The organism is Aquabacter sp. L1I39 (genome assembly GCF_017742835.1).
Lineage (GTDB): Bacteria > Pseudomonadota > Alphaproteobacteria > Rhizobiales > Xanthobacteraceae > L1I39.
In genome coordinates this window covers 3470960-3495594 of the sequence record NZ_CP072392.1, presented here as the reverse complement: position 1 = coordinate 3495594, position 24635 = coordinate 3470960, and the positions used below count along the sequence as shown (strand labels likewise).

Here is a 24635-nt window from a genome sequence, read left to right as displayed (position 1 = left end):
CGGCCGCTCCCGCATCCCTCCACCCCTGCCTTTGGCGGGGATGTTGGTGCTGGGGGCGTCACAGGGGCGCGCAGGCTGTTGCCGTCGCGCCTTTGCCCCCTCCCCTGCCCTCCCCCGCTTTGCGGGAGAGGGGGCCTGTCACGCCGGGGGGAGAGGTCGAGATGAAGGGCGCCGATGGCGATCAGAGCCACCGCTCGGACCAATCGCACCAAAGTCCCCTCTCCCGCAAAGCGGGGGAGGGATAGGGAGGGGGCAGTCGGGGGAGGGGGCAGCGAAGGGAGATGGGAGGAAAGGCGGGGGCAAGGCGCAAACGGAAGCGCGGAGAGACCTGGAACGACGAGGTGACGATGTGGGGACATCAAAGCCGGCACGCTGCGGGCGCACAAGGTTGCCAGGGCGGACGGAGGGCCCTGCTCTCACTCACGCTTCGCGCCGATGGTCCCGCAATTCCACTGCCCCCTCGCCGCAGCACGAGGCCGGCAAGCAGAGTCGGAACGGGGCGGGAGCACTCCCCGGTCAGATGCGCGGCGCGAAGGCCGCAGCGGCACCACAGGACGGAAGGCGAGGCGCATGAGACGCGGCATGGAGAGCCACACCAGGATGCGGCGCCGCACAGACGCTCCCACGCCCCAGATCGCTCTGATCCGCGCGATCTCGTCGACGGGGACCTGCAGGCGCCACAGCTCCCATGCCGCACACCGAAGGCGCGGCACAGGCCCCACACGTGCGGACACCGCCTGGCACGAAAGGGGAGGTGGCAGGCGGAGAAGAGAGCGGAAGAGAAAAGACCAACCCGGACCGACGCCGCGCGCTCGCGTGTCGCCGATGCACGAGGGGGCCCGCGCTGATGCGTGCCGTGCACCGCAAAGCGGGTGCGGGCAAAGCCGCCGGCGAAGCTCTGTGTACCCGGCAGGACCCAAAAGGGGCGCACGCCAATCAAAGACCGCCAGACCGCCCGCAGTCAGGCGCGAAGATCTGGACGGGGGAAGAGCGGGGGCCGGCCCTGAGGGTCAGCCCCCGGAAGCGAGCACGAGAAACGCAGCCCGCCTCAAATCCTTCAGGTGTGAAACCGCCTCAGCGGCCGTTCACGACCGCCTGGGGGATCTCCTCGCGGGACAGACCCAGGCGAGAGAGTTCAGTGTTCGACAGGCGGGTCAGGTGCTCGTAACGCGCGTTCATCTCGCGCGCCTCGCGCACTGCGGCGACGAAGTCGGACACGATCGCACCGAACCGGCCGAAGTGACGCTCGGTGCCGTGGTGGTGTGCGGTCATCGTGGTCATGTTTGCCTCCATCAACTGACCCCTAACATAGGGGAACATAGTGCATTGCAACATGACAGATTGTGCATGGCACCATTGCGGATGCCGTATACCAGGAGACCAACCTCGCCGCGTGTGGAAAAGTTCACGGCCCCTCTGGACCCGCCGCAGCGAATTGCGTATAGGAGCGCCTCGCTTCCAGCGCGCGGACCAAACCCGCCCTGCAGCGCACCGTTGGGGGATAGTTCAACGGTAGAACCGCGGACTCTGACTCCGTTAATCCTGGTTCGAATCCAGGTCCCCCAGCCACTTGATTTCATTATAAAATTTACCGCCGCACAGGCGGAAACGCAGTGGCACTTCGGCCGACCGCTTTGCCCTCTGGCACGTCTCGGCTCGCGGGCCGGCTTCGCACGCGCGGATCGCCGTGAGATCGGTCACGCGCCGGCGCCGCCCTCGTCCAGCAGCGCGCGGCGGTCCCGTTTCCCCCTAACCGCGCCTTGGCGGTGGTGGACAATCATCAAGCGCGGCTGGAGGAACAAGCGGACCGGCGGGCTGTTCCTGGAGCATCCCCGCCCGCGCCGCACGGGCCTTTTCGGAGCGGGGGACGACCGCCAAGCTCCGGAGACGCACATGAAGGCGCTGACCTTTCACGGCAAGGGCGACATACGCTGCGAGCAGGTGCCCGACCCGCGCATTGAAGATGCGCGCGACGCCATCATCAAGGTCACAGCCTGCGCCATCTGCGGCTCGGACGTGCACATCTATGATGGCGTCATCCCCTCCATGGAGCATGGCGACGTGCTCGGCCACGAGACCATGGGCGAAGTGGTGGAGGTGGGCAAGGACAACAGCGCGCTGAAGGTGGGCGACCGCGTTGTGGTGCCCTTCACCATCGCCTGCGGCCAGTGCTTCTTCTGCCAGCGCGGCTTCTATTCGGGCTGCGAGCGCTCCAATCCCAACCATCAGATGGCCGAGGAGATTTGGGGCTATTCGCCCGCAGGGCTCTTCGGCTACTCACACATGCTGGGCGGATATTCGGGCGGGCAGGCGGAATATCTGCGCGTGCCCTTCGCCGATTCCGGGCCCATCAAGGTGCCGGAGGGGCTCACCGACGAGCAGGTGCTGTTCCTCTCTGACATCTTCCCCACCGGCTATATGGGCGCGGAATTCTGCGACATCAAAGGCGGGGAGACCATCGCCATCTGGGGTTGCGGCCCGGTGGGCCAGATGGCCATCCGCAGCGCCTTCCTGCTCGGCGCGGAGCGCGTGATCGCCATCGATACGGTGCCCGAACGCCTCGCCTTGGCGCGCGACGGCGGCGCGGAAACCCTCGATTTCCTGGAAGAGGACATTTACGAGCGCATCCGCGAGCTCACCAAGGGGCGCGGCGCGGATGCCTGCATCGACGCGGTGGGCACGGAGGCGGATCCTTCCTCCTCCCTCTATGCCCGCATCGACCGGATCAAGGTGGCCACCTTCATGGGCACCGACCGGCCCCATGTGCTGCGCCAGGCCATCCAGTGCTGCCGGAACTTCGGCGTGGTCTCCATTCTCGGCGTCTATGGCGGCTTCCTGGACAAGATCCCCATGGGCTCCGCCATCAATCGGGGGCTGACCTTCCGCATGGCCCAGACGCCGGTGCAGCGCTATCTGCCGCGCCTCCTGAAGCTGATCGAAGACGGCACGTTCGACCCCTCCTTCGTCATCACCCATGAGGCGAAGCTCGAAGATGGCCCCGACCTCTACCGCACCTTCCGCGACAAGGAGGACGGCTGCATCAAGGTCGTGCTCAAGCCCTGAAAGGATTGTTGATGGCTCACTCCCGCAGCCCGACCCTCGCCGTTGTGACGGGCGCTTCCTCCGGCATCGGCTATGAGCTCGCCCAACTGTGCGCCGCCCATGGCCATGATCTCGTCATCGCCGCCGACGAGCCGGGGATCGAGAGCGCGGCCGGCGCGCTCAAGGGAACCGGTGTGACCGTCCACGCCCTGCAGTTGGACCTGTCCACGACGCAGGGCGTCGACCGGCTCTGTGCCGAAGTGGAGCGGACCGGCCAGCCCGTGGGCATCCTGTGCGCCAATGCCGGCCATGGCCTCGGCAAGGCCTTTCTGGACCAGGATTTTAAAGACGCCCGGCATGTGGTCGACACCAACGTCACCGGCACGCTCCATCTGCTCCACCGCCTCGGCAATGGCATGCGGGCGCAGGGCTTCGGCCGCATCCTCATCACCGGCTCCATCGCCGGCTTCATGCCCGGCGCCTTCCAGGCGGTCTATAATGGCACCAAAGCCTTCATCGACTCCTTCTCCTGGGCCTTGCGCAATGAGCTGAAGGACAGCGGCGTCACCGTCACCTGCCTGATGCCCGGGCCAACCCAGACCGAGTTCTTCCAGCGGGCGGACCTCATGGACACCAAGGTCGGCCAGGACAAGAAGGACCGCCCGCAGGATGTGGCCCGCGCCGGCTTCGACGCCATGATGTCGGGCGAGGGCGACGTGGTGGCGGGTTGGAAAAACCGGGTGCAGGCGGCCCTGGCCAATGTCACACCCGCCGGCACGCTCGCCGAGCAGCATCGCAAGATGGCCGAGCCCGGTTCCGGCCGCGATTGAGGGTCCGGTCAGAAACCCGGTGAAACGCTGCCGCGACTGAGCCACCATGGAGGGAGCGGAGCGAAGGGGGGCGATCATGGCGCGGGACAGGGGGCTGGAAGAGGTGGTGAGGGACCTCGTCGCGGGTGAGGCCGGGCTCACGCAAGGGCCCATGTTCGGCGGCTGGGCCTGGCTCGTCGACGGCAATCTCCTATGCGGGGCGCGTACCGATGGCGTGCTGCTGCGCCTCGGCAAGGGCAATGATGCCTGGGCGCTGGAGGCCGAGGGCGTGGAGCCCATGGTCATGCAGGGCCGGCCCATGTCGGGCTGGATCCGCGTGGCGCCCGATGCCTTCGCGGACGAGGGTTTCGCGCGGCGGCTGATGGTCGCCGCGCTGTCTTTCGTGCGGTCGCTCCCGCCCAAGGAGGCGGGGCGGCGATGAGCTGCCCTGCCCTGTCAGAGCCGGGCGCGGGCATCCTTGTGGGCCAGACGCTCCAGCAGGAAATCCACCTCTGCGCGGGCGGCGGCATTCAGCGTGCCGCCGGGCTTGCGCTGGGCGTCGGAGGCGATAAAGCCGCGCCGCATCATCACATATTTGCGCACCGCGAGGCCGACCCCCTGCTGCTGCTCGTAGCGCAGCAGCGGCAAATGGGCGTCGAACAGATCGTGCGCCGCCTCCCGCTCGCCTTCCTTCTGGAGGCGGACCACATCCGCCAGCATCTCCGGGAAGGCATAGCCGGTCATGGCGCCGTCGGCGCCACGCTCCATCTCGAAATCCAGGAACAGCCCGCCATTGCCGGTGAGAATGGAAATGGGCCGCATGGACCCGTCCTTCTGGAAGCCACGCAAGGTGGAGATCTTGTCGAGGCCGGGCCAGTCCTCGTGCTTCAGCATCACGCAGGAGGGATGATCCTGAACGATCTGGCGGATCACCTTCGGCGTCATCTGCACCGAGAGGGTGAGTGGATAATCCTGGATCACGAAGGGGATGTCATCGCCGATGGCCTCGATGGCCTGACGATAATAGGTGAGGATCTGGTCGTCGGTGCGCAGCGAAGGGACGGGCGCGATCATCACGCCGGCTGCGCCCTTGTCCATGACCGCACGGGCCAGCGAGCGCATGGCGGCAAAGCCGGGGGCGGAGACGCCGACAATCACTGGCAGGCCGGCCATTCCCGTCACGAAGCGGGAGGCGATGTCGAGGGACTCGTCCGGCTCCAGCTTCGGCGCCTCGCCCATGATGCCGAGCACGGTCACGCCGGTAGCGCCGGCAGCCATGTAGCGCTCCATGAGCGTATCGACGGAGGCCACGTCGATGCGCCCATCGGGCAGGAAGGGCGTCGGGGCGATGGGGAAGAGGCCGGCGGCCTCGGCGGTCAGAGCCATTGCAGTCACCTTCAGATGCTGGCGATCAGCCCGCCATCCACGCGGATGACGGAGCCGGTGAGATACGAGGCGCGGGTGCTGGCGAGGAACGCGACCACGTCGCCATATTCGGTGGGGTCGCCATACCGGCCCATGGGAATGGCGGCATTGCTCTCCGCCGCCACCTCTTCCACCGCGCGGCCCTCGCGCTTGGCCTTCTGCTCGTCCAGGAAGGTGATGCGGTCGGTGGCGATGCGGCCCGGCAGCACGATATTGGCGGTCACGCCGTCGCGCGCCACTTCGCGGGCGAGCGTCTTCGACCAGCCCACCAGCGACAGGCGCAGCGCGTTGGAAATGCCGAGATTGGGAATGGGAGACACCACGCCGGACGAGGTGGAGGTGATGATGCGCCCCCACTTACGGGCCCGCATGCCCGGCAGGGCGCGGTCGGTGATGGCAATGACGGAGAGCACCATCTGCTGGAAGCTCTTGGCCCACAGGTCCGGCGACTGGCCGGCGGCGGTGGTGGGCGGCGGGCCGCCGGTATTGTTGACCAGCACATCCACTGGCCCGAGCTTCTCCTCAATGGTCGTGAAATGCGCCTCGATGACGGAAAGATCGGCGAGATCCCACTGGAGCGCGTGCGCGGTGCCGCCCGCCTCGCGGATGGCCTCGACCGTGCGCTCCACATTGGCCAGCGTGCGGCCGGCCACCGCGACCCGCGCGCCCTCCGCCGCCAGCGCCTTCGCCATGGCGCCGCCCAGGCCGCCACCGGCGCCGTGCACCAGCGCCACTTTGCCGTTCAATCCGAGATCCATGAGACACGTCCTTCGTGAAGAGAGTGCGCGGCGCCTCGCCTCAATCGGCGAGCCGGAGCGGGCCCTTGGCGGGGCCGTTCGCCGTGCGCTCCAGGTAATCCGCCTTGCTGTATTGCATGTGGTCGACGCACAACTGCGCCAGCGCCCAGCGGTCCGTCCCCTGCAGCAGCTCGATCATGATGTCATGCTGGCGGCGGGAGAGTTCCAGCCCTTCCCGGTCGGCGAGGTTCTTGGCGCGCATGGGCAGGGTCAATCCCATATAATCCTGCAGGGTGCGCACCAGATACGGGTTTCCGCAGCCGGAGAACAGGGTGAGGTGGAACAGATCGTTGGTTTCGTGGATGGCCCTCAGCGCGCCGACATCCCCATGGCGGCAATAGTCGGCCTGGATGGCCGTGAGGCGGGCGATGAAATCCGCCGGCGCAGGCAAGGGAATGGCGAGCACCGCCTGGCGGGTGAGCATCTCGCGCACCTGATAGATCTGGGCCACCTCCTGCGCCGAATAGGAGCAGACCGTCGCCCCCACATTCTTCTCGCGCCGCACGACACCCGTGCGTTCCAACTGCACCAGAGCTTGGCGGATGTAATGACGCGAGGCGCCGTAGCGGGCCATCAGATGATCCTCGACGAGACGCGCCCCCGGCGCGAAGCGGCCGAAGATGATGTCGTCCTCCAGGCTACGCAGAACCTCCGCCTGCTCGTCTGCCCGCGCGGGAGAAAGGGAGGGTTCGCTCATGGAGCAGATCCGTTGCGCGTCTTGAAACCCAACAGCCGGCACTGCCGTAGATTTGCGGGCGAGACTGTGCGGCGGCCTGCATATTGTCAATAATGAATCCGAAAACGCCCCCACTGAACCTTGAAATAGGGAAATCCACCCCTTTTATTGACAATTTTTCCGAGTGCGCGGATTGTCCCCATCCAGGTCGACGGGGATCGGCACAAGGACGGCGCGGATGGCCCGGGGACTGCGAAAAGGCTTGACGAGTTACGGCGACGACGGCTTCGCGCTGTTTCTGCGCAAGGCCTTCATTAAGGCCATGGGCTATTCGGACGACGCCCTCGACCGCCCCATCGTCGGCATCACCAACACCTATAGCGACTACAATCCCTGCCACGGCAACGCACCCCAACTCACCGAGGCAGTGAAGCGCGGCGTGATGCTTTCGGGCGGCATGCCCATGGTGTTTCCCACCATCTCTATCCATGAGAGCTTCGCCCACCCCACCTCCATGTTCCTGCGCAACCTCATGGCCATGGACACGGAGGAGATGATCCGCGCCCAGCCCATGGACGCGGTCGTGGTGATCGGCGGCTGCGATAAGACCTTGCCGGCGCAAATCATGGCGGCGGCGAGCGTGGATCTGCCCACGGTGGTCGTCCCCGTGGGGCCTATGGTCGTGGGCCATCATCGCGGCGAGGTGCTGGGCGCCTGCACCGATTGCCGGCGTCTCTGGAGCGCCCATCGTGCGGGGGAGATCGACGAAGAAGAGATCGACACCGTCAATGGTCGCCTCGCCCCGTCCGTGGGCACCTGCATGGTGATGGGCACGGCCAGCACCATGGCCTGCATCACCGAGACTCTGGGTTTGTCCTTGCCCATGAGCGCCACCATTCCCGCTCCCCATGCGGAGCGCGTGCGCCTTGCCGAGGCGAGTGGCAAAGTGGCCGCGCGGCTTGCGGTGGAGGGTGGCCCACGTCCGAGCGACCTTCTCACACCTGCGGCCTTCCGCAACGCCATGGTGGTGATGCAGGCCATTGGCGGCTCCACCAACGGCATCATCCATCTCTGCGCCATCGCCAACCGCACACCCCATGCCCTGTCGCTGGAGACGCTGGACGAGATCGGCCGCAATGTTCCGGTGCTGGTGGATCTGAAGCCCTCCGGCGCACATTACATGGAGCATTTCCACCATGCAGGTGGTGTCCCCAAGCTCTTGAAGCAACTGGGGGAACTGGTCGATCTCGACACCGCGACCGTGGCCGGCGGCACGTTGCGGGACGTGATCACCAAGGCGGAGGACGTGCCCGGCCAGGATGTCATCCGCGATCGCTCCGCCCCCATCAAGCGGGAAGGCTCCATGGTGGTGCTGCGGGGGAACCTCGCGCCCGGAGGCGCCATCCTGAAGCAGGCGGCAGCCAGCGAGCGGCTGCTCCAGCATACGGGCAGGGCGGTGGTGTTCGAATCGGTGGTGGACATGGCCGCCCGCATCGACGATCCCGATCTCGATGTGAACGCGGACGATGTCCTCGTCCTGCGCAATACCGGCCCCAAGGGCGCCCCGGGCATGCCCGAGGCAGGCTATCTGCCCATCCCGAAGAAGCTGGGACGGCAAGGTGTGAAGGACATGGTGCGCATTTCGGACGCACGCATGAGCGGCACCGCCTTCGGCACCATCGTGCTGCACATCACGCCTGAATCGGCCATTGGCGGTCCTCTGTCCCTTGTGCGCAGCGGGGACATGATCCAACTCGACGTGGCGAGGCGGCACATCGACCTTCTGGTGGCGGAGGAGGAACTGGAACGCCGCCGCGCGGACCTTGCCCTGTTGGCGCCGCCCGCTTTGCCCGAGCGGGGCTATGCCCGCCTGTTCCAGCAGAGCGTGCTCCAGGCCGACGAGGGCTGCGACTTCGACTTCCTGGTGCGCCATCCCGGCGCCAGAACGTGACGAGACAGGTGCACTGTTCTGGACCCGCCCGGACGCCGCCGATGCTCTTCCTGCGTTGCAGGTCGAACTCCGCTTGAGGCTTGGGAGGATGTCAGATCCTCCAGAAAGAAACATGTCCGGCCACGGCGGGTTGTCTTCCTCGAAGGAGACCGCCCATGAGCTACCCCCGCTTCGCCGCGATGACCCTGACATCCACTCTGGTGATGTTCGGATTGATGTACCTGAACACTTACGCTCTGGAGCACATCGACTTCAGCCAGACCCGCATGTGGATGGCCCTGGTGATGGGCGCCGCCATGGCGGCGATCATGATGGCCTTCATGTGGAACATGTACAAAAACAGGGTGGCGAACTTCGCGATCCTGCTTGTTTCTGCGTTGGTCTTCGCGGGCGCCCTCGCTCTCGTTCGGTCGCAGGCAACCGTTGGGGACCTCAGCTACATGCGGGCCATGATCCCTCATCATTCCATCGCCATCATGACCAGCGAACGAGCCCATATTCGCGACCCACAGGTCCGCCTCCTCGCAGACCGCATCATCGAAGCACAGGTGCGCGAGATTGCCGAGATGAAGGGCCACATCGCCCGCCTGGAGGCAAACGCGGTGCCCGCTGATGCCCCGGATCTACCCTCCTATCGCTCGCTTGGCGCACCTGCGCCGCAGCCCCCAGACGGCGGCAACGGATCGGTTTCGAACCGCTGGCCCTGAGGCAGGTCAGCGTCAGCCTGCAGGCGGGATCCGGGCCAGAATGCGCTTGCCTCGATCCGATCTATACGCATAAATATGATGAATAGAAGAATGAACCTTTGAAGAGAGGGACTTGAGATGGATCGCAGGCAATTCCTTGTAACCACGGGTCTGGCGGCGGCAGCGGTTGCGGCTCCTGGATTGTCGCGCCGCGTCCTCGCGGCCGATGACGGGCTGCGCATCGGCGTCCCCGTCCCGATCTCGGGCGCCTATGCGGCCAACGGCAAATACGCCACCATGGGCGCGCAGATGGCGGCCGAGGTGGTGTCGAAGGCCAGCGGCAAGCAGGTCTCCACGCTCGATCTCGACACCGAGGGCAAGCCGGCGGTCGCCGTACGCAAGGTTCAGGACGCCATGGCGCAGAATGGCGTGAAGCTGTTCGCCGGTGGCATCCTGTCCTCCGAGTCCCTCGCCATGGGCAAGGAAGTGGACCGCGGCCAAGGCGTCTTCATGACCACCGCGGGCGCCGACGAGATCACCGGCGTCGACTGCAACCGCGCCACCTTCCGCTGGTCCGTGCCCACCTATGGCGCCATCAACCAGACCGTGCGGCCGCTCATCAACCTGCTGCCCAATGCCAAGAAGTGGTACACGATCACGCCCCAATATGTCTTCGGCGAGGGTCTTCTCAAGGCGGCCAAGGATATCTTCGCCGAGAAGGGCATCCAGCATGTGGGCAACAGCTACCACTCGCTGACGGACAAGGAATTCTCAGGCTATCTCACCAATGCCATGGCGGCCCAGCCGGACGTTCTCCTTCTTTTGAACTTCGGCTCACAGTCCTCCGATACGCTGCGCCAAGCCATCAGCTTCGGCATGAAGAAGCGCATGGCCATCCTGGTCGCTTGGGCGTCGGGCCTCGAGCAGTTCGAGGCGCTGGGCGCGGATGTGTGCGAGGGCATCTATTTCGGTGCCCAGTATTGGCACACGGCGGACACGCCCTTCAATCGCGACATCGTTCCCAAGGTGCGTGAAAAGTATGGTTCCAGCCCGAACTACTCGTTCGTGGGCTCTTACATCTGCTCGAAGCTGCTGCTGGATGGCGCCGTGAAGGCAGGTTCCACCGATGGCCCGGCGGTCGCCAAGGCGCTGGAGGGGCTGAGCTATGAAGGCCCGACCGGACGCGAGGAAATCCGCGCCGCGGATCACCAGGTGATCAAGGACTATTACCTGCTGAAGGGCAAGGCGAAGAGCGCCATGAAGGACAAGGACGACTTCGCCGAGATCCTCAGCTCCGGCAAGTCCTTCCTGTCGCCCGAGCAGGCCGGCTGCAAGATGCCCGCCTGAGGACTGTCGGTACGGGTGCGCCCGTCGAAGACACGTGACCCGCCCCCTGGCGGGTTCGCTCCGCATCCGCGTCCTCCCGGCGCGGCCGATGGCGGTGGCTCCAGAGGCCGCGCCGACGCCGGCCGGCTGAGGGCGCGCGGCGCGGTGGGCTGTCCCTGGCGATAGGGAGTGTCGCTTGATCTATCTGTTCCAGATCCTGAACGGCGTCGGCCTCGGGATGCTCTACTTCCTGCTGGCAGTGGGATTGAGCGTCATTTTCGGGCTGCTCCAGTTCGTCAATTTTGCCCACGGCGCCTTCTACTTGCTGGGAGCCTATCTCACCTACGACCTGGTCTCGCGCGGCTTCGATTTCTGGCTCGCCATGCCCATCGCGACGCTCATCGTCGCGGGGCTTGCCGCGCTCGTCGAGGTGCTGCTCCTGCGGCGCATCTACAACCTCCCCCACTCCTTCCACATCCTGGTGACGGTGGGTCTGGCGCTGGTGGTGCAGGAGGTCACGATCATCCTGTGGGGACCGCTCGGCGGCAGCGTGCCGGCGCCCGATGGCCTGCAGGGCGTCGTGATCCTCGGCAATTTCGTCTATCCCGAATACCGCCTCTTCACCATCGCCTTCACCGCCGTGCTGGCCGGTCTGCTGTGGTGGCTGCTGGAAGGCACGCGCCTTGGCGCCATCGTGCGGGCGGGTTCTGAATCCCATTCCAACATGGCCTTGCTGGGGTACGACACACTGCGTATCAACACTGCGGTCTTCGGCTTCGGCGCGGGGCTTGCGGGCCTGGCCGGAGCGCTTGCCGCGCCCATTCGCGGCGTCGAGCCCTTCATGGGCGCCGAGGCACTGGCCATCGCGTTCGTGGTGGTCGTGATCGGCGGCATGGGCAGCTATACGGGTGCCTTGGTGGCCGGCATCCTGGTGGGCGTCATCCAGAGCCTCATGACGACGCTGTGGCCCGAAGGCGCGCGGCTGATGATCTATGTGGCCATGGCGCTGGTCATTGCCCTGCGTCCTCGTGGTCTCCTGGGGAGGGCATGAGATGAACGTGGTCGACCGCCCTCTCATTCAATTCGGCCTCGCCGTCGCGGTGGCCCTCGCCCTGCCCTTCTGCCTGTCCTCTGGCATCCTTGCGAGCGAGGTGCTGATTTTCGCCATCGTGGTCGCCGCCTGCAATCTGCTGCTGGGCTATACGGGGCTCCTGTCCTTCGGCCAGGGCATCTTCTTTGGCCTCGGCACCTATTTCGCCGGCGTTGGCCTGACGCGCTATGGCCTTGCGGTGCCGGTCGTGCTCGTGGGCGCCACCGTGATCGGAGCTGTGGTGGCGGCGGCAGTTGGCTGGTTGTCGATCCGCCGGCAGGGCGTCTATTTCGTGATGCTCACGCTGGCCTTTTCCCAGCTCTTCTACTTCCTGGCCTATACGTTCAGTGACCTGACCGGCGGCGACAACGGCATATTGGACGTGCCGCGCCCCAATATTGGCGGCGTGCTGAACGATCCCTGGGCCTACTACATCTTCGTCGCCGTCTGCTTCGTGGTGGTGTTCGGCCTCCTGCTGGTCGTCACGCAATCCACCTTCGGGCGGACCTTGCTGGCCATCCGGGAGAACGAGCCGCGCGCCGCCGCCATCGGCTTTCCCACCAAGGTCTTCAAGACCCAGGCCTTCGCCATTTCCGGGGCGGTGACGGCCTTCGGCGGGGCCCTCCACGCCATGCTGATCGGCGTCGCGCCGCTCTCCAACATCGAGTACCACACCAGCGAGCAGATCCTCATCATGACCATCATCGGCGGCACGTCGAGCCTGTTCGGCTCGGTGCTGGGGGCGGGCTTCTTCCTGCTGATGGCCGATGCGCTCTCCACCATCTGGCCGCGCTGGCTGCTGCTGCTGGGCCTCGCGCTCATCGTGGTGGCGCTGTTCATGCAACGGGGGCTGTGGGGCCTCGTGGAAAAGGCGAGCGCCGCCCTCACGAGCCGCAAGGCGGCGGACAAGGACGCGCGGGAGGGCGGGCATGTCTGAGACCTCGAAAGCCGCGCCAGACATCACGCTTGAGACCCGGGGCCTCGGCATCACCTATGGCAAGTTCGTGGCCCTGGCCGAGGTGGACCTGACCATCCGCAGGAATTCGGTGCACTCCATCATCGGTCCCAACGGAGCGGGCAAGACCACCCTCTTCCACGCCCTCACCGGCCGGGTGCGCGCCTCCGCCGGGCGCATCCTGATGGAGGGCCGGGACATTACCGACACCTCCGATGATGACCGCGTGCGTGCCGGCATCGCCCGCTCGTTCCAGGTCACAAGCCTCTTTCCCAACCTCGCAGTGAAGGAAAACCTGCGCCTCGCCAGCCAGGGCCGCACCCCGTGGCCCGCCTTGCTGCCCTGGGGCCGGGCGGACGCCAACAAGGAAGCGCTTGAGACGGTGGACTATGTGCTGGGGCGCCTCGCCCTCACAAAAGTTGCCGACCGTCTCGCAGGGGAGCTTTCCCACGGCCAGCAACGCAGGCTGGAGGTGGGAATGGCCATGGCGGCCCGTCCCAAGCTCATCCTGCTGGACGAGCCCACCTCCGGCATGGGCATCGACGACATCGAGGACATGAAGGCGCTGATCCGGGATTTGGGCCGCGACCATACGGTGCTCTTCATCGAGCACAATATGGGGATCGTCATGAACATCTCCGACACCGTCACCGTCATGCGCCTCGGGCGCAAGCTGGTGGAGGGACCTCCGGCCGTGGTCCGCGCGGATCCGGAAGTGCAGCGCGCCTATCTCGGCAACATGATCACGGGGGACATGGCATGACACCAGCCCTGAGGGTCGACGAGATCCATTCCTTCTACGGCAAGAGCCACATCCTGCACGGCGTCTCGCTGGAGGTGCGCGAGGGCGAGATAGTCACGCTGCTGGGACGCAACGGGGCGGGCAAAAGCACCACGCTCAAATCCATCGTCGGCCTCATCACCCCTCAGCGGGGACGGGTGGAGCTCGGCGGCCTGGATGTCACCGGACGGCCCGCCTACAAGATCGCCAATGCGGGGCTTTCCCTGGTGCCCGAGGACCGCGGCATCTTCCATCTGCTCTCGGTGGAGGAAAACCTGCGCATCGCCCAGCGCAAGGGCGCCCGCTGGGGGCTGGCGGACATCTACCGCATCTTCCCGCGCCTGAAAGAGCGGTCCCGCAATGGCGGTGGCCAGCTGTCCGGCGGCGAGCAGCAGATGCTGTCCATTGCCCGCGCGCTGCTCGGCGGCCCAAAGGTCCTGATGCTTGACGAGCCCGTGGAGGGCCTTGCCCCCATCATCGTGGAGGAAATCGTCGACCAGATCCGCAAGATCCGTGACGCCGGCGTGCCCATCCTCCTGGTGGAGCAGAATCTGGCGGTCTGCGGCCAATTGGCGGACCGGCACTACATCCTCGAATTGGGGCGCATCGCGCACGAGGCGAGCGCCCAGGACTTCCGCACTGATACGTCCATCATCGACCGCTATCTGGGCGTCAAGGCTGCCTGAGCGGGAAGCGAGAGTAGAATGTCCAACCTGAACGTGAACGGCGACCGCCTCTGGGAGAGCCTGATGGACACCGCCCGCATGGGCGGCACGCCAGATGGCGGCATCGCGCGGCTGACGCTGAGTGTCGAGGACAAGGCGGTGCGCGACTGGTTCGCACGCGAATGCCAGGGCCTCGGCATGACCATAACTGTGGACGAAGTGGGCAACATGTTCGCCACCCGCCCCGGCCGCCGCACGGACCTTGCCCCCATCGCCATGGGTAGCCATCTGGACACCCAGCCCACCGGCGGAAAGTTCGACGGCGTGCTGGGCGTCCTCGCCGCGCTCGAAGTGGTCCGCACGCTGCATGAGGCGGACTATCGCACCGAAGCGCCCCTGATGATCGCCAACTGGACCAATGAGGAAGGCTCCCGCTACGCCCCCGCCATGCTGGGCTCCGGCTGCTATGCCGGCGCCTATAGCCGCGAGTATTGCGACAGCCGGGAGGATGTGAACGGCGAGACCTTCGCCAGCGCGCTGGAGGCCATCGGCTATCGGGGCGCGGAGAAGGCCGGGTCCGTCAAAATCGGCGCCATGTTCGAGTTGCATATTGAACAGGGCCCAATCCTGGAGGCGGAGGGCGCCACCATCGGTGTCGTCCAGGGCGTCCAGGGCATGCGCTGGTTCGACCTGGAGGTGCACGGCACCGCCGCCCATACCGGGTCGACGCCCATGGGCATGCGGCGCAATGCACTGCTGGGCATGGCGCGCATCATCGACGGCATCGACCGTATCGCGAAGACCTATCCCGACGCCGTCGGCAGCATCGGCTTCCTGGACATCACGCCCAATTCCCACAACGTCATCGCCAGCCGGGTACGCGCCACCATCGACCTGCGCCACCATGATGACGCCGTGCTCGATCCCCTGGAAGCCGAGGTGACGGCGCTGATCGAGCAGGTGGTGGCCGAGCTCGACCTCGCCTTCGATCTGCGCCCCATCTCGCGGGTGCCGGCGGTGGCCTTCCATCCAGACCTCATCGCGAGCGTGCGGCGCGCGGCGGAGGCGGCGGAGCTGTCCATGCGCGACATCATTTCCGGCGCGGGGCACGATGCGGCCCATGTGGCGGCGGTGGCGCCCACCACCATGATCTTCGTGCCCTCGGAAAAGGGCCTGAGCCACAATCCGGCGGAATTCACGTCCAAGGACCAGTGCCATGCGGGCGCGCAGGTGCTGCTCGGCGCCGTCCTCGACTATGACCGTCGCGCGGCCGCAGCCCAGCCGGCCCAGGGAGCCGCCTGATGCGCCTGGTTCTGGCCCGTCTCAATCACGAGACCAACACCTTCTCCCCGGTCCCGACGCCTCTGTCCGCCTTCCGGCCGCTCTGGGGTCCCGAGGCTCTGGCAGCGGCGCAGGGGCACCCCACGGCGCTCGGCGCCTTTGAAGCCTTTGCACGCCAGCTCGGCGCCGAGATCAACGTGCCCCTGATCGCCCATGCGGACCCTTCCGGCCCCGCCGACAACGCGATCTTTGATGCCATGGCGGACGCCATCCTGGCGGCGGTGGCGGAAGGCTGCGACGGCATCCTGCTGGACCTGCACGGGGCCATGGTCACACGCGGCCATGATGATGCGGAGGGTGAACTGGTGGCCCGCGTCCGGCGTGCGGCGCCGCATACGCCCATCGGCGTCGCCCTGGACCTGCACGGCAACATCACCCAGCGCCTGCTGGACCAGTGCGACGTGATCGTCGGCTTCAAGACCTATCCCCATGTGGACATGGTCGAGACTGGCGCCCATGTGGCGCGGCTGATGGAGCCGCTGCTGAACGGCGCGCCGCGCCCCGCAATGGCACTGTGCCACCCGCCCATGCTGGCCGCGACCTTGTGCATGAACACCACCGTGCCGGGCGCCATGGCCGACCTCATCGATCTCGCCCGTGCCGCAGAGACGCGACCGGGCGTGCAGGCGGTGACCGTGTTCGGCGGCTTTCCCATCGCCGACCTGGCCGAGACCGGCGTGTCCGTTGTCACAGTGGCGAACTCGCCGGACCTTGCCCGCGCGGTTGCCGACGAGATCGGGCGTGCCGCCTGGGAGAAGCGCGAGGCTTTCGTCTACGCCCAGGAGCCCCTGCCCGCCTCGATCAAGCGCGCGCGGGGTTTGGCGGGGCACGGCAAGCCGGTTCTTCTTCTCGACCACAGCGACAACTGCAATTCCGGCGGCCCGTGCGATTCCATGGATGTGCTGGAGGCCCTGCTCGCCACGGGAGAGACCGGCATCGCCGTCGGCCCCATTGCGGACCGGGAGGCCATCGCGACCCTGTTCGCGGCGGGTGCAGACGCCGTGCTCACCCTGGAATTGGGCAACAAGATTCCGGCGCAGGGCCTGCCCACCCCTCGCCCGCCCTTGCGGCTGGAGGGGCGGGTACGGGCGCTGAGCGATGGAACCTATACGGTGACCGGCCCCATCTATAATGGCCAGGTGCTTTCCATGGGCCGCGCCGCCGCGTTCGAGACCGACCAGGCCATGATCGTCGTCTGCGAACAACCCCACGAGCCGCTCGACCTCGGGGTGTTCTCCTGCCTCGGCATCGATCCCTTGCCCGCGCGCTTCCTCATGCTGAAATCGCGCATGTATTGCCGCCCGGTCTTCGAGCCTCTGTGCGCCCAGGTGGTGGAATGTGCCGGTAACGGAGTGACCGCATCCGACTATGGTTTGTTTGCTTTCAAAAAGCTCAAGCGCCCCATATATCCCCTCGACGGGGACCTGAATTGGGAAGCATGAGCAGATGAGCGGCGGGCGCACTTCATCCGGATCGGATGTCAGGAAACTGCCGCGCATCAAGCTGTCCGATCAGGTGGCGGAAGACATGCGCCGGCAGATCGCTCGCGACAGCCTTCAGCCCGGAGACCGCCTGCCCAATGAGCGCGCTTTGATGGAGCGCTACGCCTGCTCCAAGGGCACCATCCGCGAGGCGCTCAAAGCCCTTGAGGTGGAAGGCCTCGTGCGCATGGTGTCCGGCCCCAATGGCGGACCGGAGGTGCAGAGCTCGTCCATCGATATCGTGATGCAGCAGTTGCGCCAGTACCTCCACTTCCAGCCCGTGGATTTCAAGCACGTTTACGAGCTGCGCAAGGTGCTGGAAGTCATCCTGGTCGAGAACGTCATCGGCAAGCTGACCGAGGACCAGTATGCCCGGCTGGAAGAGAATATCCGGCTGTGCGAGGAGGCCAACCAGCAGGCGGCGCGCGCCGTGGTACGCAGTGCGGAGACCGAGTTTCACGACATCCTGTGCGAGGCCTGCGACAATGTGATCCTCGTCTTCATGTGCCGCTTCCTGAACGCGATGCTGCGGGACCTGGTGAGCTTCCGTTCCTCCAGCATGACCGAGCACGAGCGGTTCGGCGACGAGAATATCGCCAGCCACAAGCAGCTCCTGGCCGCCCTCAGGGCCAATGACGCCCAGAAGGCGGGGCAGATCATGCACGAGCATATGTGCTGCGCCGAAGGCTTCATGCGGCGCCTGGACGCTTCCTTTCGCTCGGATCTCCTCAGCCGCTTCTGACCTTGCGGTGCGAGGCGACGGCCTTGCTGCTATAGACAGGCATGATCCGATTTCTGCACAGCGCGGACCTGCATCTCGGCAAGCCCTATGGCTCCATGCCCGAAGAGGTGCGTGGACGGCTGCGGGAGGCCCGCCATTCCGTGCTGGACCGGCTGGCTGCCCGCGCCCGCGAAGGCGGGGCGCCCGTCATCCTACTGGCGGGCGATGTGTTCGACACCGAGACGCCAAGCCCGGCGGTGCTGCGCCAGGCGCTGGCCGTCATGGCCCATCACGGGGACCTGCGCTGGATCCTTCTGCCGGGCAACCATGATTCGCTGGTGGCGGAAGAGCTCTGGGCTGGCGCGGCCCGCGCGGCGCCCGCAAATGTGACGCTCGCCCTGACCCCAAGTCCGCTTGCGTTCGCGCCCGGCGCCATGCTCCTGCCCGCCCCCTGCACCACCCGACGCCCGGGCCGCGATCTGACCGCCTGGATGAACCAGGCCTCGACAGCGGAAGGTGTCGTGCGGATCGGCCTTGCCCATGGTCCGGTGCAGACCTTTTCGGAAGATGGGACCGCCGACGACGTCATCGCGGCGGACCGGGCCGCTCAAGCCGGGCTCGACTATCTCGCGCTCGGCGACTGGCATGGCCAGATCAGTATCGGCGGCAGGACATGGTATTCCGGCACGCCCGAACCCGACCGCTTCAAGCATGATGCCCCTGGGCGTGCGCTGCGCGTCACTGTCGCCGGCGCGGGCGCGCCGCCCCTCGTCGAACCGGTGGAGACCGGCCTCTTCACCTGGCGCACCGCCCCGCTCCAATGCCTGCCTGAGGATGATGTCGCCATGAGCCTTGCGGGGCTCCTGCCCGAAGGACCGGGGCGGCGGCAGACGCTGCTGCGGATCGCCGCCACGGGGCACGCGCGTCCGGAGGCGCGCGCTCTGCTGGAACAGTCCATCGCGGCTGCCGCGCCCGAATTTGCGGCACTGGAACTGGATACCCAGCGGCTCGCCATCACGTGCGAGAGCGAGGATCTGGACCTTATCGATCGCTCCGGCGCCCTGCGACAGGCTGCGGATGGGCTGCTGGCCGAGAGCCGCGACCCGGATCGCCCACCCGCCGACCGGGACGTGGCGCGGGAGGCGCTGATGCGGCTTTTCTCCTATTGCGCGGCCTTGCCTTCATGAAGCTCACCGCGCTCCGCCTGCACAATGTGCGCCGCTTCGCCAATACCGGCGTGCGCATCGAAGGGATCGGCGATGGCGTCAACGTCCTCTGCGCCGCCAATGAACAGGGCAAGTCCACTTGTTTCGACGCCCTGCATGCCCTCTTCTTCCAGACCCACACCAGCGCATCTTCCACGGTCCAGGCGCTGCGGCCCCATAGTGGCGGCGGCCCGCTCGTGGAAGCGGACATCGTCACCCGCACGGGCGCCTTTCGGCTGAGCAAGCAGTTCCTCGCCGGGAAACGCGCGCAAGTGCACGAGCGCGACAGTGGCCGCCTTCTCGCCCAGGCGGACGAGGCGGAACGCTTCATCGCCGGCCTCATCCATGATGGAGCCGGCGGTCCTGCAGGGCTGCTCTGGGTGCGCCAGGGGACGACTGGCCTCGAGCGGCGCGTCAAGTCGGAGGAGGAGACGGAGCGGCGGGCGCGGGAGACGGTGCTCACCTCCGTGCAGGGCGAAGTGGAAACCCTCACCGGCGGGCGCCGCATGACCCTGGCGCTGGCGGCGTGCGACACCGAACTCTCACGCCTCGTCACGGCAAGCACGGGACGGCCCAAGGCGAATAGCCCCTATGACGGGGCGCTGAAGACAAGAGACCGCCTCGCCGAGCAGGAGCGGCATCAGGCTGCCGAAGTGGCGGATCTGCGCGACGCGCTCGACCGCCGCCGCGCCTTGCGCGCCCGGCTCGCCGAGATCGACAGCCCGGACCTGGTGCGTGAACGGGAAGAGGCCGTGACCCTCGCAGCAGCGGCCCTTGCCGAAGCGCAAGCCCGCGCAGACGCACTCCGGGCGGCCCGCATGGAGGCGGAGGCCGCCGAGAGCCGCCGGCAAGGGGCACTGGGCGCCCTCGCCCGCTTCCGTGACACCCTCACTCGGCACGCCCAGGTGAGCCGCGAGGCGGCGCAGGCCGCCGATCTGCGGGATCAGGCGCGAGAGCGGCAGAGACAGGCCGTGGAGGACGCCAACCACGGGGCAGCACGTCTTGCAGCAGCCGAAGCCCAGGAGCGGACGCAGCGCGACCTCCTGGCCGCTCTGGAGCGTGCGGCCGCCGCCCAGGCGGCGCGCCAGGCCTTGGCCAGCGCCCATGCGGCACTCCGCCAGGCGGAATCGGCGCGGGCGGAGTTGGAGGGGGCAGAGGCGGCGCTGAAAAGCGTGGCTCTTCCCGCGGGCCAGCTTGCCGAGCTTGAAAAGCTGGAGACGCTCCTGGTGGGCCTCAGGGCGGCCGCCACGGCGCGCGCGCCCCTCCTGAGAATGGACTATCTCGCCACTGCCGATGGCGCCGTTCGGATCGGCGGCGTCTCTCTGGGCCAGCACGAGGAGCGGCCCCTGGTGGGCTCCACGCGCATCGAGATCGAAGGGGTGGGCACCCTCACAGTGTCCTTTCCCCCGCTCGCCGAGAGCGCCGAGGAGAACCGGAAGGCAGAGGCCCGCCGCCGGGCGCTTCTGGCGGAACTGGGGGTGGAAGATCTGACCGCCGCGCGCTGCCGCGAGGCCAAGTGCCGCGAACTGGAGGCAGATGTGAAGCTCGCCCGCCAGCGGCTCGCCTTGCTCGCTCCGCAGGGATTTGCCGCTCTGCGCGAGCAGATCGCACAGTTGGAGTCCAAGGCTCACGGCGCTTCAGAGCTGACGGACGACCCCGAGCGCGTGCGGGCCCGCCTTCTGATTTTGGAGACGGAGGTCCGCAAGGGCCGGGAAGAGGCGCGCGCCGCGCAGGCGCGCCAGGATGTGGCGGGTGAGGCGGTGGTGGAGGCGGTGCGGCGAGCCGCGACGTTGTCCTCCAGCCTTGAGAGCCTGTCCGAAAGCCTTGGCCCGGAAGCCGAGCGCGTCCTGCGGGAGGACCGCCTCGCAGCGGAGGTCACCGCGGCCAATCAGGCGTTAGAGGCCGCGAACACCCGGATTGCAGACCTATCCCGGGACGCGCCCGATGTGGCGGCTCTGGAAGCGCGACACACCCGCCTGCGCTCGGTCGCCGCTGCGGCCCGCGATGAGATCAACCGGACCCGGGAACAGGCGGCCGCCCTCGACGGGCGCATTCAGACCCGGTCGGAAGGCGCGGTCGAGGAGGCACTCGAAGAAACTCGCGAACAGCTTGCTGGGGCCGAGCGAAAGGTGGCTGCCTTCGCCCGCGAAGTCGCCGTGCTGACGCGGCTGCGCACGGCCCTTGAAGAGGCACGCACCACGGCGCGGGACCATTATTTCGCTCCGCTGTTACGGGAATTGCGCCCCCTGCTGGGGCTGCTGTTCGACGATGCCACCGTCATCTTCGACGAGAACACGCTGCTGCCGCGCTCCATGCGGCGGGAGGGCTTCGACGAAAAGGTCGACGTGCTGAGCGGAGGCATGCGCGAGCAGCTCGCCATTCTCACCAGGCTCGCCTTCGCACGGCTTCTGTCCCATGGCGGGGAGGCTGTGCCTGTCATTCTCGACGACGCGCTGGTCTATTCGGATGATGCCAGGATCGAACGCATGTTCGATGCCTTGCACGACCAGGCCAACAACCAGCAGGTGATCGTCTTCACCTGCCGCCAGCGCGCCTTTGCCAAGCTCGGCGGCACCCTTTTGCGCATGGAACCCTGGCAACCGGTGGCGTAAGGACAGCTCACGCAACATTCTCGCCAGCCACCGCGCTCACCAGGCTACGGGTTGCGGCCGGCACGGCGCGGAACGGCGGACGATGCGGCCTGGCCCGTCCGGCAGCAGCGTTCCGGTCCGCAGCCAGTGGAGAGCCGTGGGCCACAGGCTGTCCTTGAAACGATCGTGAAAGAAGGCGAAGTGCCCGATCTTCTCCTGTCCGATCTCCACCGGATCAATGCGCAGATGCAGCCGACAACTGGCGGTGAAGTAGTCCAGAAGCCGGTCGAGAGCCGGCTGCGTGCCGTGGGGGTCATCCTGAAGGCCCACGGCCAGAATCGGCGCCTGGACCCTTGAGAAGCGCTGGCGGATCATCTCGGATTCCCGCTCGCCGCCGATGAAGACGTTTTGCCGGACCGTATCCTCGAATCGCGCCGACATGCGGCTCCAGTCCCGCACGACGCCGGCCGGGGTGTCCTCCATCCAGCCGAGCCGCTTTGCAGGGAAATAGCCGAAAAGACGCGTCACTGCCGGCATCACCACGTGCCATTTCAGCACCATGCGCATCCGCTGCTCCGCGCCGTAGTCCCGCCAATAGGCATATTGGGCTCCGACGGTGAAGATCCGCCGCACGTGCCGCGCGGACGGGGCGGTGCCGATGGCAAAGCCGCCGATGGAATGAGCCACCACATCCACCGGCTGTCCGGGAAAGACCTGCAGGACATGCTGGAGGACCGCCTCCAGGTCCTTTTCGCCCCAGTCCACCCAATCCCCCTTCATTCCCCTCAAGGAGGCCGGGCGGGATTCTCCGATCCCCCGGTAGTCGAATGTGACCACGTCGCTGCCATTGGCATGCAGATGGTCAGCGAAGCGTGCATAGTAACGGCAGCGAACCGCGGTTGCCGCGGCAATCACCACCACCGGGCGCTGCGCCCGGGCGGCAGGATGACGCCAGACAAAGCCACCGATGGTCATCCGGTCGGGCGTGCGGATGCGGAACGGGCGGCCCATTGCCGAACCGCGTTCTCCATGTCCTTCCATCACGCGCATGTGGGCCACCATTGCTCGGATCGCCGAAAGCCTCCCGCGCACGAAGGCTCCTGTCGAATGAGCATCTCTCCCGGCCGGCTGAGGCTTTCTCAATTGCGCCAGGCCTGCCATGCCCTTATGCCAGAACAGGTTCCGCGCCATGTGTTGCGTCCCTGCAGGGCGGTGGCGCCCATCCGGACAACAGATGCGGCACCCCGGTGCGGCTGCCCCCCTAGACTGTCCCTGCCGCGTCCATCCGAGGACACCGATGCCCCAATCCGTCGCCCCCATCCCCTTCTGGTTCGATTTCGCATCCGGCTATGCCTATTTTGCCGCGCTCGAGATGGAGGCCTTTGAGGCCCGCATCGGACGCCCTGTGCAATGGCGGCCATTCCTGCTCGGTACCGCGTTCAAGGTGACGGGAGTGCGGGGGCTCTCCTCCACGCCGATGAAGAAGGACTATGCCTGGAGGGATTGGGCGCGCATCGCGCGCAAGACCGGCGTGGACTTCCAATTGCCTGCCCATCACCCGTCTGTCGCCCTGGCCGCGACGCGGGTATTCTACGTTCTGGAAGAGCGTGATGCCGCCGTGGCTCGGACCTTCGCGAAGGCGGTCTTCAAGGCCTATTTCACGCAAGGCATCGACAGCGGCAACATGGAGCATGTTGTCCGTGTTGCCGACGGGCTTGGCCTCGCAGGCGCGGCATTGGCCGAGGCGGCAATCGAGCCGCGCATCAAGGACAAGGTCCGGCTGTTCTCCGAGGAGGCGGTGGCGAGCGGCGTGTTCGGCTCGCCCTTCTTCTTCGTCGATGGCGAGCCCTTCTGGGGGTGGGACCGCCTGCCCATGATGGAGGAATGGATCCGAACCGGGGGATGGTGACCCGTCCCTTTCCTCAATGACAGGCGCAGGGATCGCCTGCCCGCTCCACCTGTGCCAGCAGCCAGGCCCGCAGGTTGCGCACCCGCCGATCCCGGGCCAGAGCCTCCGGGTAGACGAGATAGTAGCCGGCGCCCGCGGCAATGCGGTGGTCGAACAGCAAGGCGAGCCGCCCGGTGGCGAGATCGCACTCCACAATTTCCGCCCCCGCCAGGGTCACACCTGCCCCATCAATGGCAGCCTGAAGGCCGAGGCCCACGGAATCGACCATGGTGATGGCGGCCGGTGACACGGGGCCACCCGGCAACGTCGCATTCCACTGCTCGAAATGCGCGCGACGATGCTCCGAAAGGAACAGGTTGGAACGCCCGATGACTGAACGCAGGTCGTTGTTGCCCCCGCGCAGTTGCGGCCGCCCCAGCAGACCGACAGTTTCCTCGAACAGGAGATCGCTGACGACGCCCGGCCATGTCCCGGCCCCATGGCGGACGGCCGCATCCGCGACCCCGGCATTCAGGTCCACCACCGCCTGCGAGGTGGTGATGAGCAGCTCGAAGCCGGTGCGCGCGAACGGATAGGCGGCAAGGCGCGGGGATAGCCAGTGCACGGCAAAGGTCGGCAGCATGGACAGCCGGAGGGGGCCGACACGCCGCTCGGCGGTCAGCCCCCCCACAGCGGAGACGATGCGCGAAAAGCCTGCGGTGAGGTCCGGCGACAGCGCCCGCCCCGCCTCGGTCAGTTCGAGCCGGGGCCCCGTGCGCCGCATCAGTTCCACCCCGAGCATATCCTCGAGGATCCGCAACTGGTGGCTGACGGCGGATGGCGTCACCCCGATCTCCGCCGCCGCCTCCTTGATGGACAGATGCCGGGCGGCCGCCTCGAAGGCGCGCAGTGCATTCAAGGGCACCGTCAGTCGCATATTGCCGGCCAATCCCCGCTCCCACCCCTTACGGCCCATACCAGCCCCGCCGTGGGGCGGGACCTCGATTGATTGCAGATTATCCCTCGCCCGCCCCTCTTGGTAGCGACCCAGTACCTCCTCGATCGGCCAAATGCGATGCGGGAGGCGGCGCCAGCCGGAACCGTTGCTGACGCTTCCTCAACTCTTTCCTGAGACATACCATCGCAAGGTAATTTCCCTCGGCCCCACAAGGGTGCGACCGCATGCTCCGTCCACCGATGGAGAC

The 24635-nt window shown here is 66.8% G+C and carries 22 protein-coding genes and 1 tRNA gene; 17 read left to right on the top strand and 6 right to left on the bottom strand.

Annotated elements, in window-relative coordinates; all coding sequences use genetic code 11:
* Positions 1-1074: 1074 nt before the first annotated feature.
* Positions 1075-1281, bottom strand: a complete 207-nt coding sequence (locus J5J86_RS15795) for a DUF1127 domain-containing protein (protein WP_209099643.1) — start codon at positions 1279-1281, stop codon at positions 1075-1077.
* Positions 1282-1495: 214 nt separating this feature from the next.
* Here J5J86_RS15795 and J5J86_RS15790 point away from each other — a divergent pair.
* The 4 genes from J5J86_RS15790 (at position 1496) to J5J86_RS15775 (ending at position 4293) form a co-directional block, all read left to right on the top strand.
* A tRNA-Gln gene (locus J5J86_RS15790) sits at positions 1496-1569 on the top strand.
* Positions 1570-1893: 324 nt separating this feature from the next.
* Positions 1894-3063: a zinc-dependent alcohol dehydrogenase gene (locus tag J5J86_RS15785; protein ID WP_209099641.1), complete on the top strand. Its 1170-nt coding sequence runs from the start codon at positions 1894-1896 to the stop codon at positions 3061-3063.
* Positions 3064-3074: 11 nt separating this feature from the next.
* Positions 3075-3872: an SDR family NAD(P)-dependent oxidoreductase gene (locus J5J86_RS15780; protein ID WP_209099639.1), complete on the top strand. Its 798-nt coding sequence runs from the start codon at positions 3075-3077 to the stop codon at positions 3870-3872.
* Positions 3873-3948: 76 nt separating this feature from the next.
* Entirely contained in the window at positions 3949-4293 is a 345-nt protein-coding gene (locus J5J86_RS15775; protein ID WP_209099637.1) for a TfoX/Sxy family protein, read from the top strand.
* A gap of 14 nt (positions 4294-4307) precedes the next feature.
* On the opposite strand, the gene J5J86_RS15770 is transcribed toward J5J86_RS15775, so the two are convergent.
* The 3 genes from J5J86_RS15770 to J5J86_RS15760 are packed head-to-tail and all read right to left on the bottom strand — an operon-like array spanning position 4308 to position 6770.
* Positions 4308-5237, bottom strand: coding sequence for a dihydrodipicolinate synthase family protein (locus J5J86_RS15770; protein WP_209099635.1), 930 nt, complete (start codon positions 5235-5237; stop codon positions 4308-4310).
* An 11-nt stretch (positions 5238-5248) separates the two neighbouring features.
* On the bottom strand, positions 5249-6034 hold the full coding sequence (locus J5J86_RS15765; RefSeq protein WP_209099633.1) for an SDR family oxidoreductase: 786 nt from the start codon (positions 6032-6034) through the stop codon (positions 5249-5251).
* 40 nt (positions 6035-6074) lie between these two features.
* Positions 6075-6770, bottom strand: a complete 696-nt coding sequence (locus J5J86_RS15760; protein ID WP_209099632.1) for a GntR family transcriptional regulator — start codon at positions 6768-6770, stop codon at positions 6075-6077.
* Positions 6771-6987: 217 nt separating this feature from the next.
* Here J5J86_RS15760 and J5J86_RS15755 point away from each other — a divergent pair, with 217 nt between their 5' ends.
* The 12 genes from J5J86_RS15755 to J5J86_RS15700 all read left to right on the top strand — a co-directional run bounded on the left by J5J86_RS15755 (position 6988) and on the right by J5J86_RS15700 (position 21563).
* Positions 6988-8700 (top strand): IlvD/Edd family dehydratase, encoded by a 1713-nt coding sequence (locus tag J5J86_RS15755; RefSeq protein WP_209099631.1) that lies wholly within the window; start codon positions 6988-6990, stop codon positions 8698-8700.
* A gap of 155 nt (positions 8701-8855) precedes the next feature.
* The gene (locus tag J5J86_RS15750; RefSeq protein WP_209099630.1) at positions 8856-9407 is read left to right on the top strand and encodes a DUF305 domain-containing protein; all 552 of its coding nucleotides are present in this window, start codon (positions 8856-8858) and stop codon (positions 9405-9407) included.
* Between the two features lie 180 nt (positions 9408-9587).
* Entirely contained in the window at positions 9588-10733 is a 1146-nt protein-coding gene (locus tag J5J86_RS15745; protein ID WP_247657637.1) for an ABC transporter substrate-binding protein, read from the top strand.
* 175 nt (positions 10734-10908) lie between these two features.
* Positions 10909-11763, top strand: coding sequence for a branched-chain amino acid ABC transporter permease (locus J5J86_RS15740; protein WP_209099628.1), 855 nt, complete (start codon positions 10909-10911; stop codon positions 11761-11763).
* Position 11764: 1 nt separating this feature from the next.
* A complete protein-coding gene (locus J5J86_RS15735) occupies positions 11765-12739 on the top strand; it encodes a branched-chain amino acid ABC transporter permease (RefSeq protein ID WP_209099627.1) in 975 nt (324 codons plus the stop codon).
* Complete coding sequence (locus tag J5J86_RS15730) at positions 12732-13520, top strand: ABC transporter ATP-binding protein (protein WP_209099626.1); 789 nt, start codon at positions 12732-12734, stop codon at positions 13518-13520. The genes J5J86_RS15735 and J5J86_RS15730 overlap by 8 nt, the downstream gene beginning before the upstream one ends.
* Complete coding sequence (locus tag J5J86_RS15725) at positions 13517-14224, top strand: ABC transporter ATP-binding protein (protein ID WP_209099624.1); 708 nt, start codon at positions 13517-13519, stop codon at positions 14222-14224. Before J5J86_RS15730 ends, J5J86_RS15725 begins: the two co-directional genes overlap by 4 nt.
* 18 nt (positions 14225-14242) lie before the next feature.
* Positions 14243-15505, top strand: coding sequence for a Zn-dependent hydrolase (locus J5J86_RS15720; RefSeq protein WP_209099622.1), 1263 nt, complete (start codon positions 14243-14245; stop codon positions 15503-15505).
* Positions 15505-16986: a M81 family metallopeptidase gene (locus J5J86_RS15715; RefSeq protein ID WP_209099620.1), complete on the top strand. Its 1482-nt coding sequence runs from the start codon at positions 15505-15507 to the stop codon at positions 16984-16986. The genes J5J86_RS15720 and J5J86_RS15715 overlap by 1 nt, the downstream gene beginning before the upstream one ends.
* A gap of 4 nt (positions 16987-16990) precedes the next feature.
* Positions 16991-17767, top strand: a complete 777-nt coding sequence (locus J5J86_RS15710) for a FadR/GntR family transcriptional regulator (protein ID WP_209099619.1) — start codon at positions 16991-16993, stop codon at positions 17765-17767.
* Positions 17768-17808: 41 nt separating this feature from the next.
* Positions 17809-18933 carry a metallophosphoesterase family protein gene (locus tag J5J86_RS15705; RefSeq protein ID WP_209099617.1) on the top strand — a complete coding sequence of 375 codons (1125 nt, stop codon included), beginning with the start codon at positions 17809-17811 and terminating at the stop codon, positions 18931-18933.
* Positions 18930-21563, top strand: a complete 2634-nt coding sequence (locus J5J86_RS15700; protein WP_209099615.1) for an AAA family ATPase — start codon at positions 18930-18932, stop codon at positions 21561-21563. The genes J5J86_RS15705 and J5J86_RS15700 overlap by 4 nt, the downstream gene beginning before the upstream one ends.
* A 36-nt stretch (positions 21564-21599) precedes the next feature.
* On the opposite strand, the gene J5J86_RS15695 is transcribed toward J5J86_RS15700, so the two are convergent.
* Positions 21600-22553, bottom strand: a complete 954-nt coding sequence (locus J5J86_RS15695) for an alpha/beta hydrolase family protein (RefSeq protein WP_247657636.1) — start codon at positions 22551-22553, stop codon at positions 21600-21602.
* Between the two features lie 286 nt (positions 22554-22839).
* Here J5J86_RS15695 and J5J86_RS15690 point away from each other — a divergent pair, with 286 nt between their 5' ends.
* The gene (locus J5J86_RS15690) at positions 22840-23451 is read left to right on the top strand and encodes a 2-hydroxychromene-2-carboxylate isomerase (protein ID WP_209099613.1); all 612 of its coding nucleotides are present in this window, start codon (positions 22840-22842) and stop codon (positions 23449-23451) included.
* 13 nt (positions 23452-23464) lie between these two features.
* On the opposite strand, the gene J5J86_RS15685 is transcribed toward J5J86_RS15690, so the two are convergent.
* Complete coding sequence (locus tag J5J86_RS15685; protein WP_247657635.1) at positions 23465-24379, bottom strand: LysR substrate-binding domain-containing protein; 915 nt, start codon at positions 24377-24379, stop codon at positions 23465-23467.
* Positions 24380-24635: the final 256 nt, after the last annotated feature.

Coding starts and splice junctions, on each gene's coding strand:
- J5J86_RS15775 (WP_209099637.1), top strand. CDS start 3,949: ATGGCGCGGGACAGGGGGCTGGAAGAGGTGGTGAGGGACCTCGTCGCG.
- J5J86_RS15750 (WP_209099630.1), top strand. CDS start 8,856: ATGAGCTACCCCCGCTTCGCCGCGATGACCCTGACATCCACTCTGGTG.
- J5J86_RS15705 (WP_209099617.1), top strand. CDS start 17,809: ATGATCCGATTTCTGCACAGCGCGGACCTGCATCTCGGCAAGCCCTAT.
- J5J86_RS15755 (WP_209099631.1), top strand. CDS start 6,988: ATGGCCCGGGGACTGCGAAAAGGCTTGACGAGTTACGGCGACGACGGC.
- J5J86_RS15720 (WP_209099622.1), top strand. CDS start 14,243: ATGTCCAACCTGAACGTGAACGGCGACCGCCTCTGGGAGAGCCTGATG.
- J5J86_RS15735 (WP_209099627.1), top strand. CDS start 11,765: ATGAACGTGGTCGACCGCCCTCTCATTCAATTCGGCCTCGCCGTCGCG.
- J5J86_RS15715 (WP_209099620.1), top strand. CDS start 15,505: ATGCGCCTGGTTCTGGCCCGTCTCAATCACGAGACCAACACCTTCTCC.
- J5J86_RS15765 (WP_209099633.1), bottom strand. CDS start 6,034: ATGGATCTCGGATTGAACGGCAAAGTGGCGCTGGTGCACGGCGCCGGT.
- J5J86_RS15690 (WP_209099613.1), top strand. CDS start 22,840: ATGCCCCAATCCGTCGCCCCCATCCCCTTCTGGTTCGATTTCGCATCC.
- J5J86_RS15770 (WP_209099635.1), bottom strand. CDS start 5,237: ATGGCTCTGACCGCCGAGGCCGCCGGCCTCTTCCCCATCGCCCCGACG.
- J5J86_RS15725 (WP_209099624.1), top strand. CDS start 13,517: ATGACACCAGCCCTGAGGGTCGACGAGATCCATTCCTTCTACGGCAAG.
- J5J86_RS15730 (WP_209099626.1), top strand. CDS start 12,732: ATGTCTGAGACCTCGAAAGCCGCGCCAGACATCACGCTTGAGACCCGG.
- J5J86_RS15710 (WP_209099619.1), top strand. CDS start 16,991: ATGAGCGGCGGGCGCACTTCATCCGGATCGGATGTCAGGAAACTGCCG.
- J5J86_RS15785 (WP_209099641.1), top strand. CDS start 1,894: ATGAAGGCGCTGACCTTTCACGGCAAGGGCGACATACGCTGCGAGCAG.
- J5J86_RS15700 (WP_209099615.1), top strand. CDS start 18,930: ATGAAGCTCACCGCGCTCCGCCTGCACAATGTGCGCCGCTTCGCCAAT.
- J5J86_RS15780 (WP_209099639.1), top strand. CDS start 3,075: ATGGCTCACTCCCGCAGCCCGACCCTCGCCGTTGTGACGGGCGCTTCC.
- J5J86_RS15795 (WP_209099643.1), bottom strand. CDS start 1,281: ATGACCACGATGACCGCACACCACCACGGCACCGAGCGTCACTTCGGC.
- J5J86_RS15760 (WP_209099632.1), bottom strand. CDS start 6,770: ATGAGCGAACCCTCCCTTTCTCCCGCGCGGGCAGACGAGCAGGCGGAG.
- J5J86_RS15695 (WP_247657636.1), bottom strand. CDS start 22,553: ATGGGCCGCCCGTTCCGCATCCGCACGCCCGACCGGATGACCATCGGT.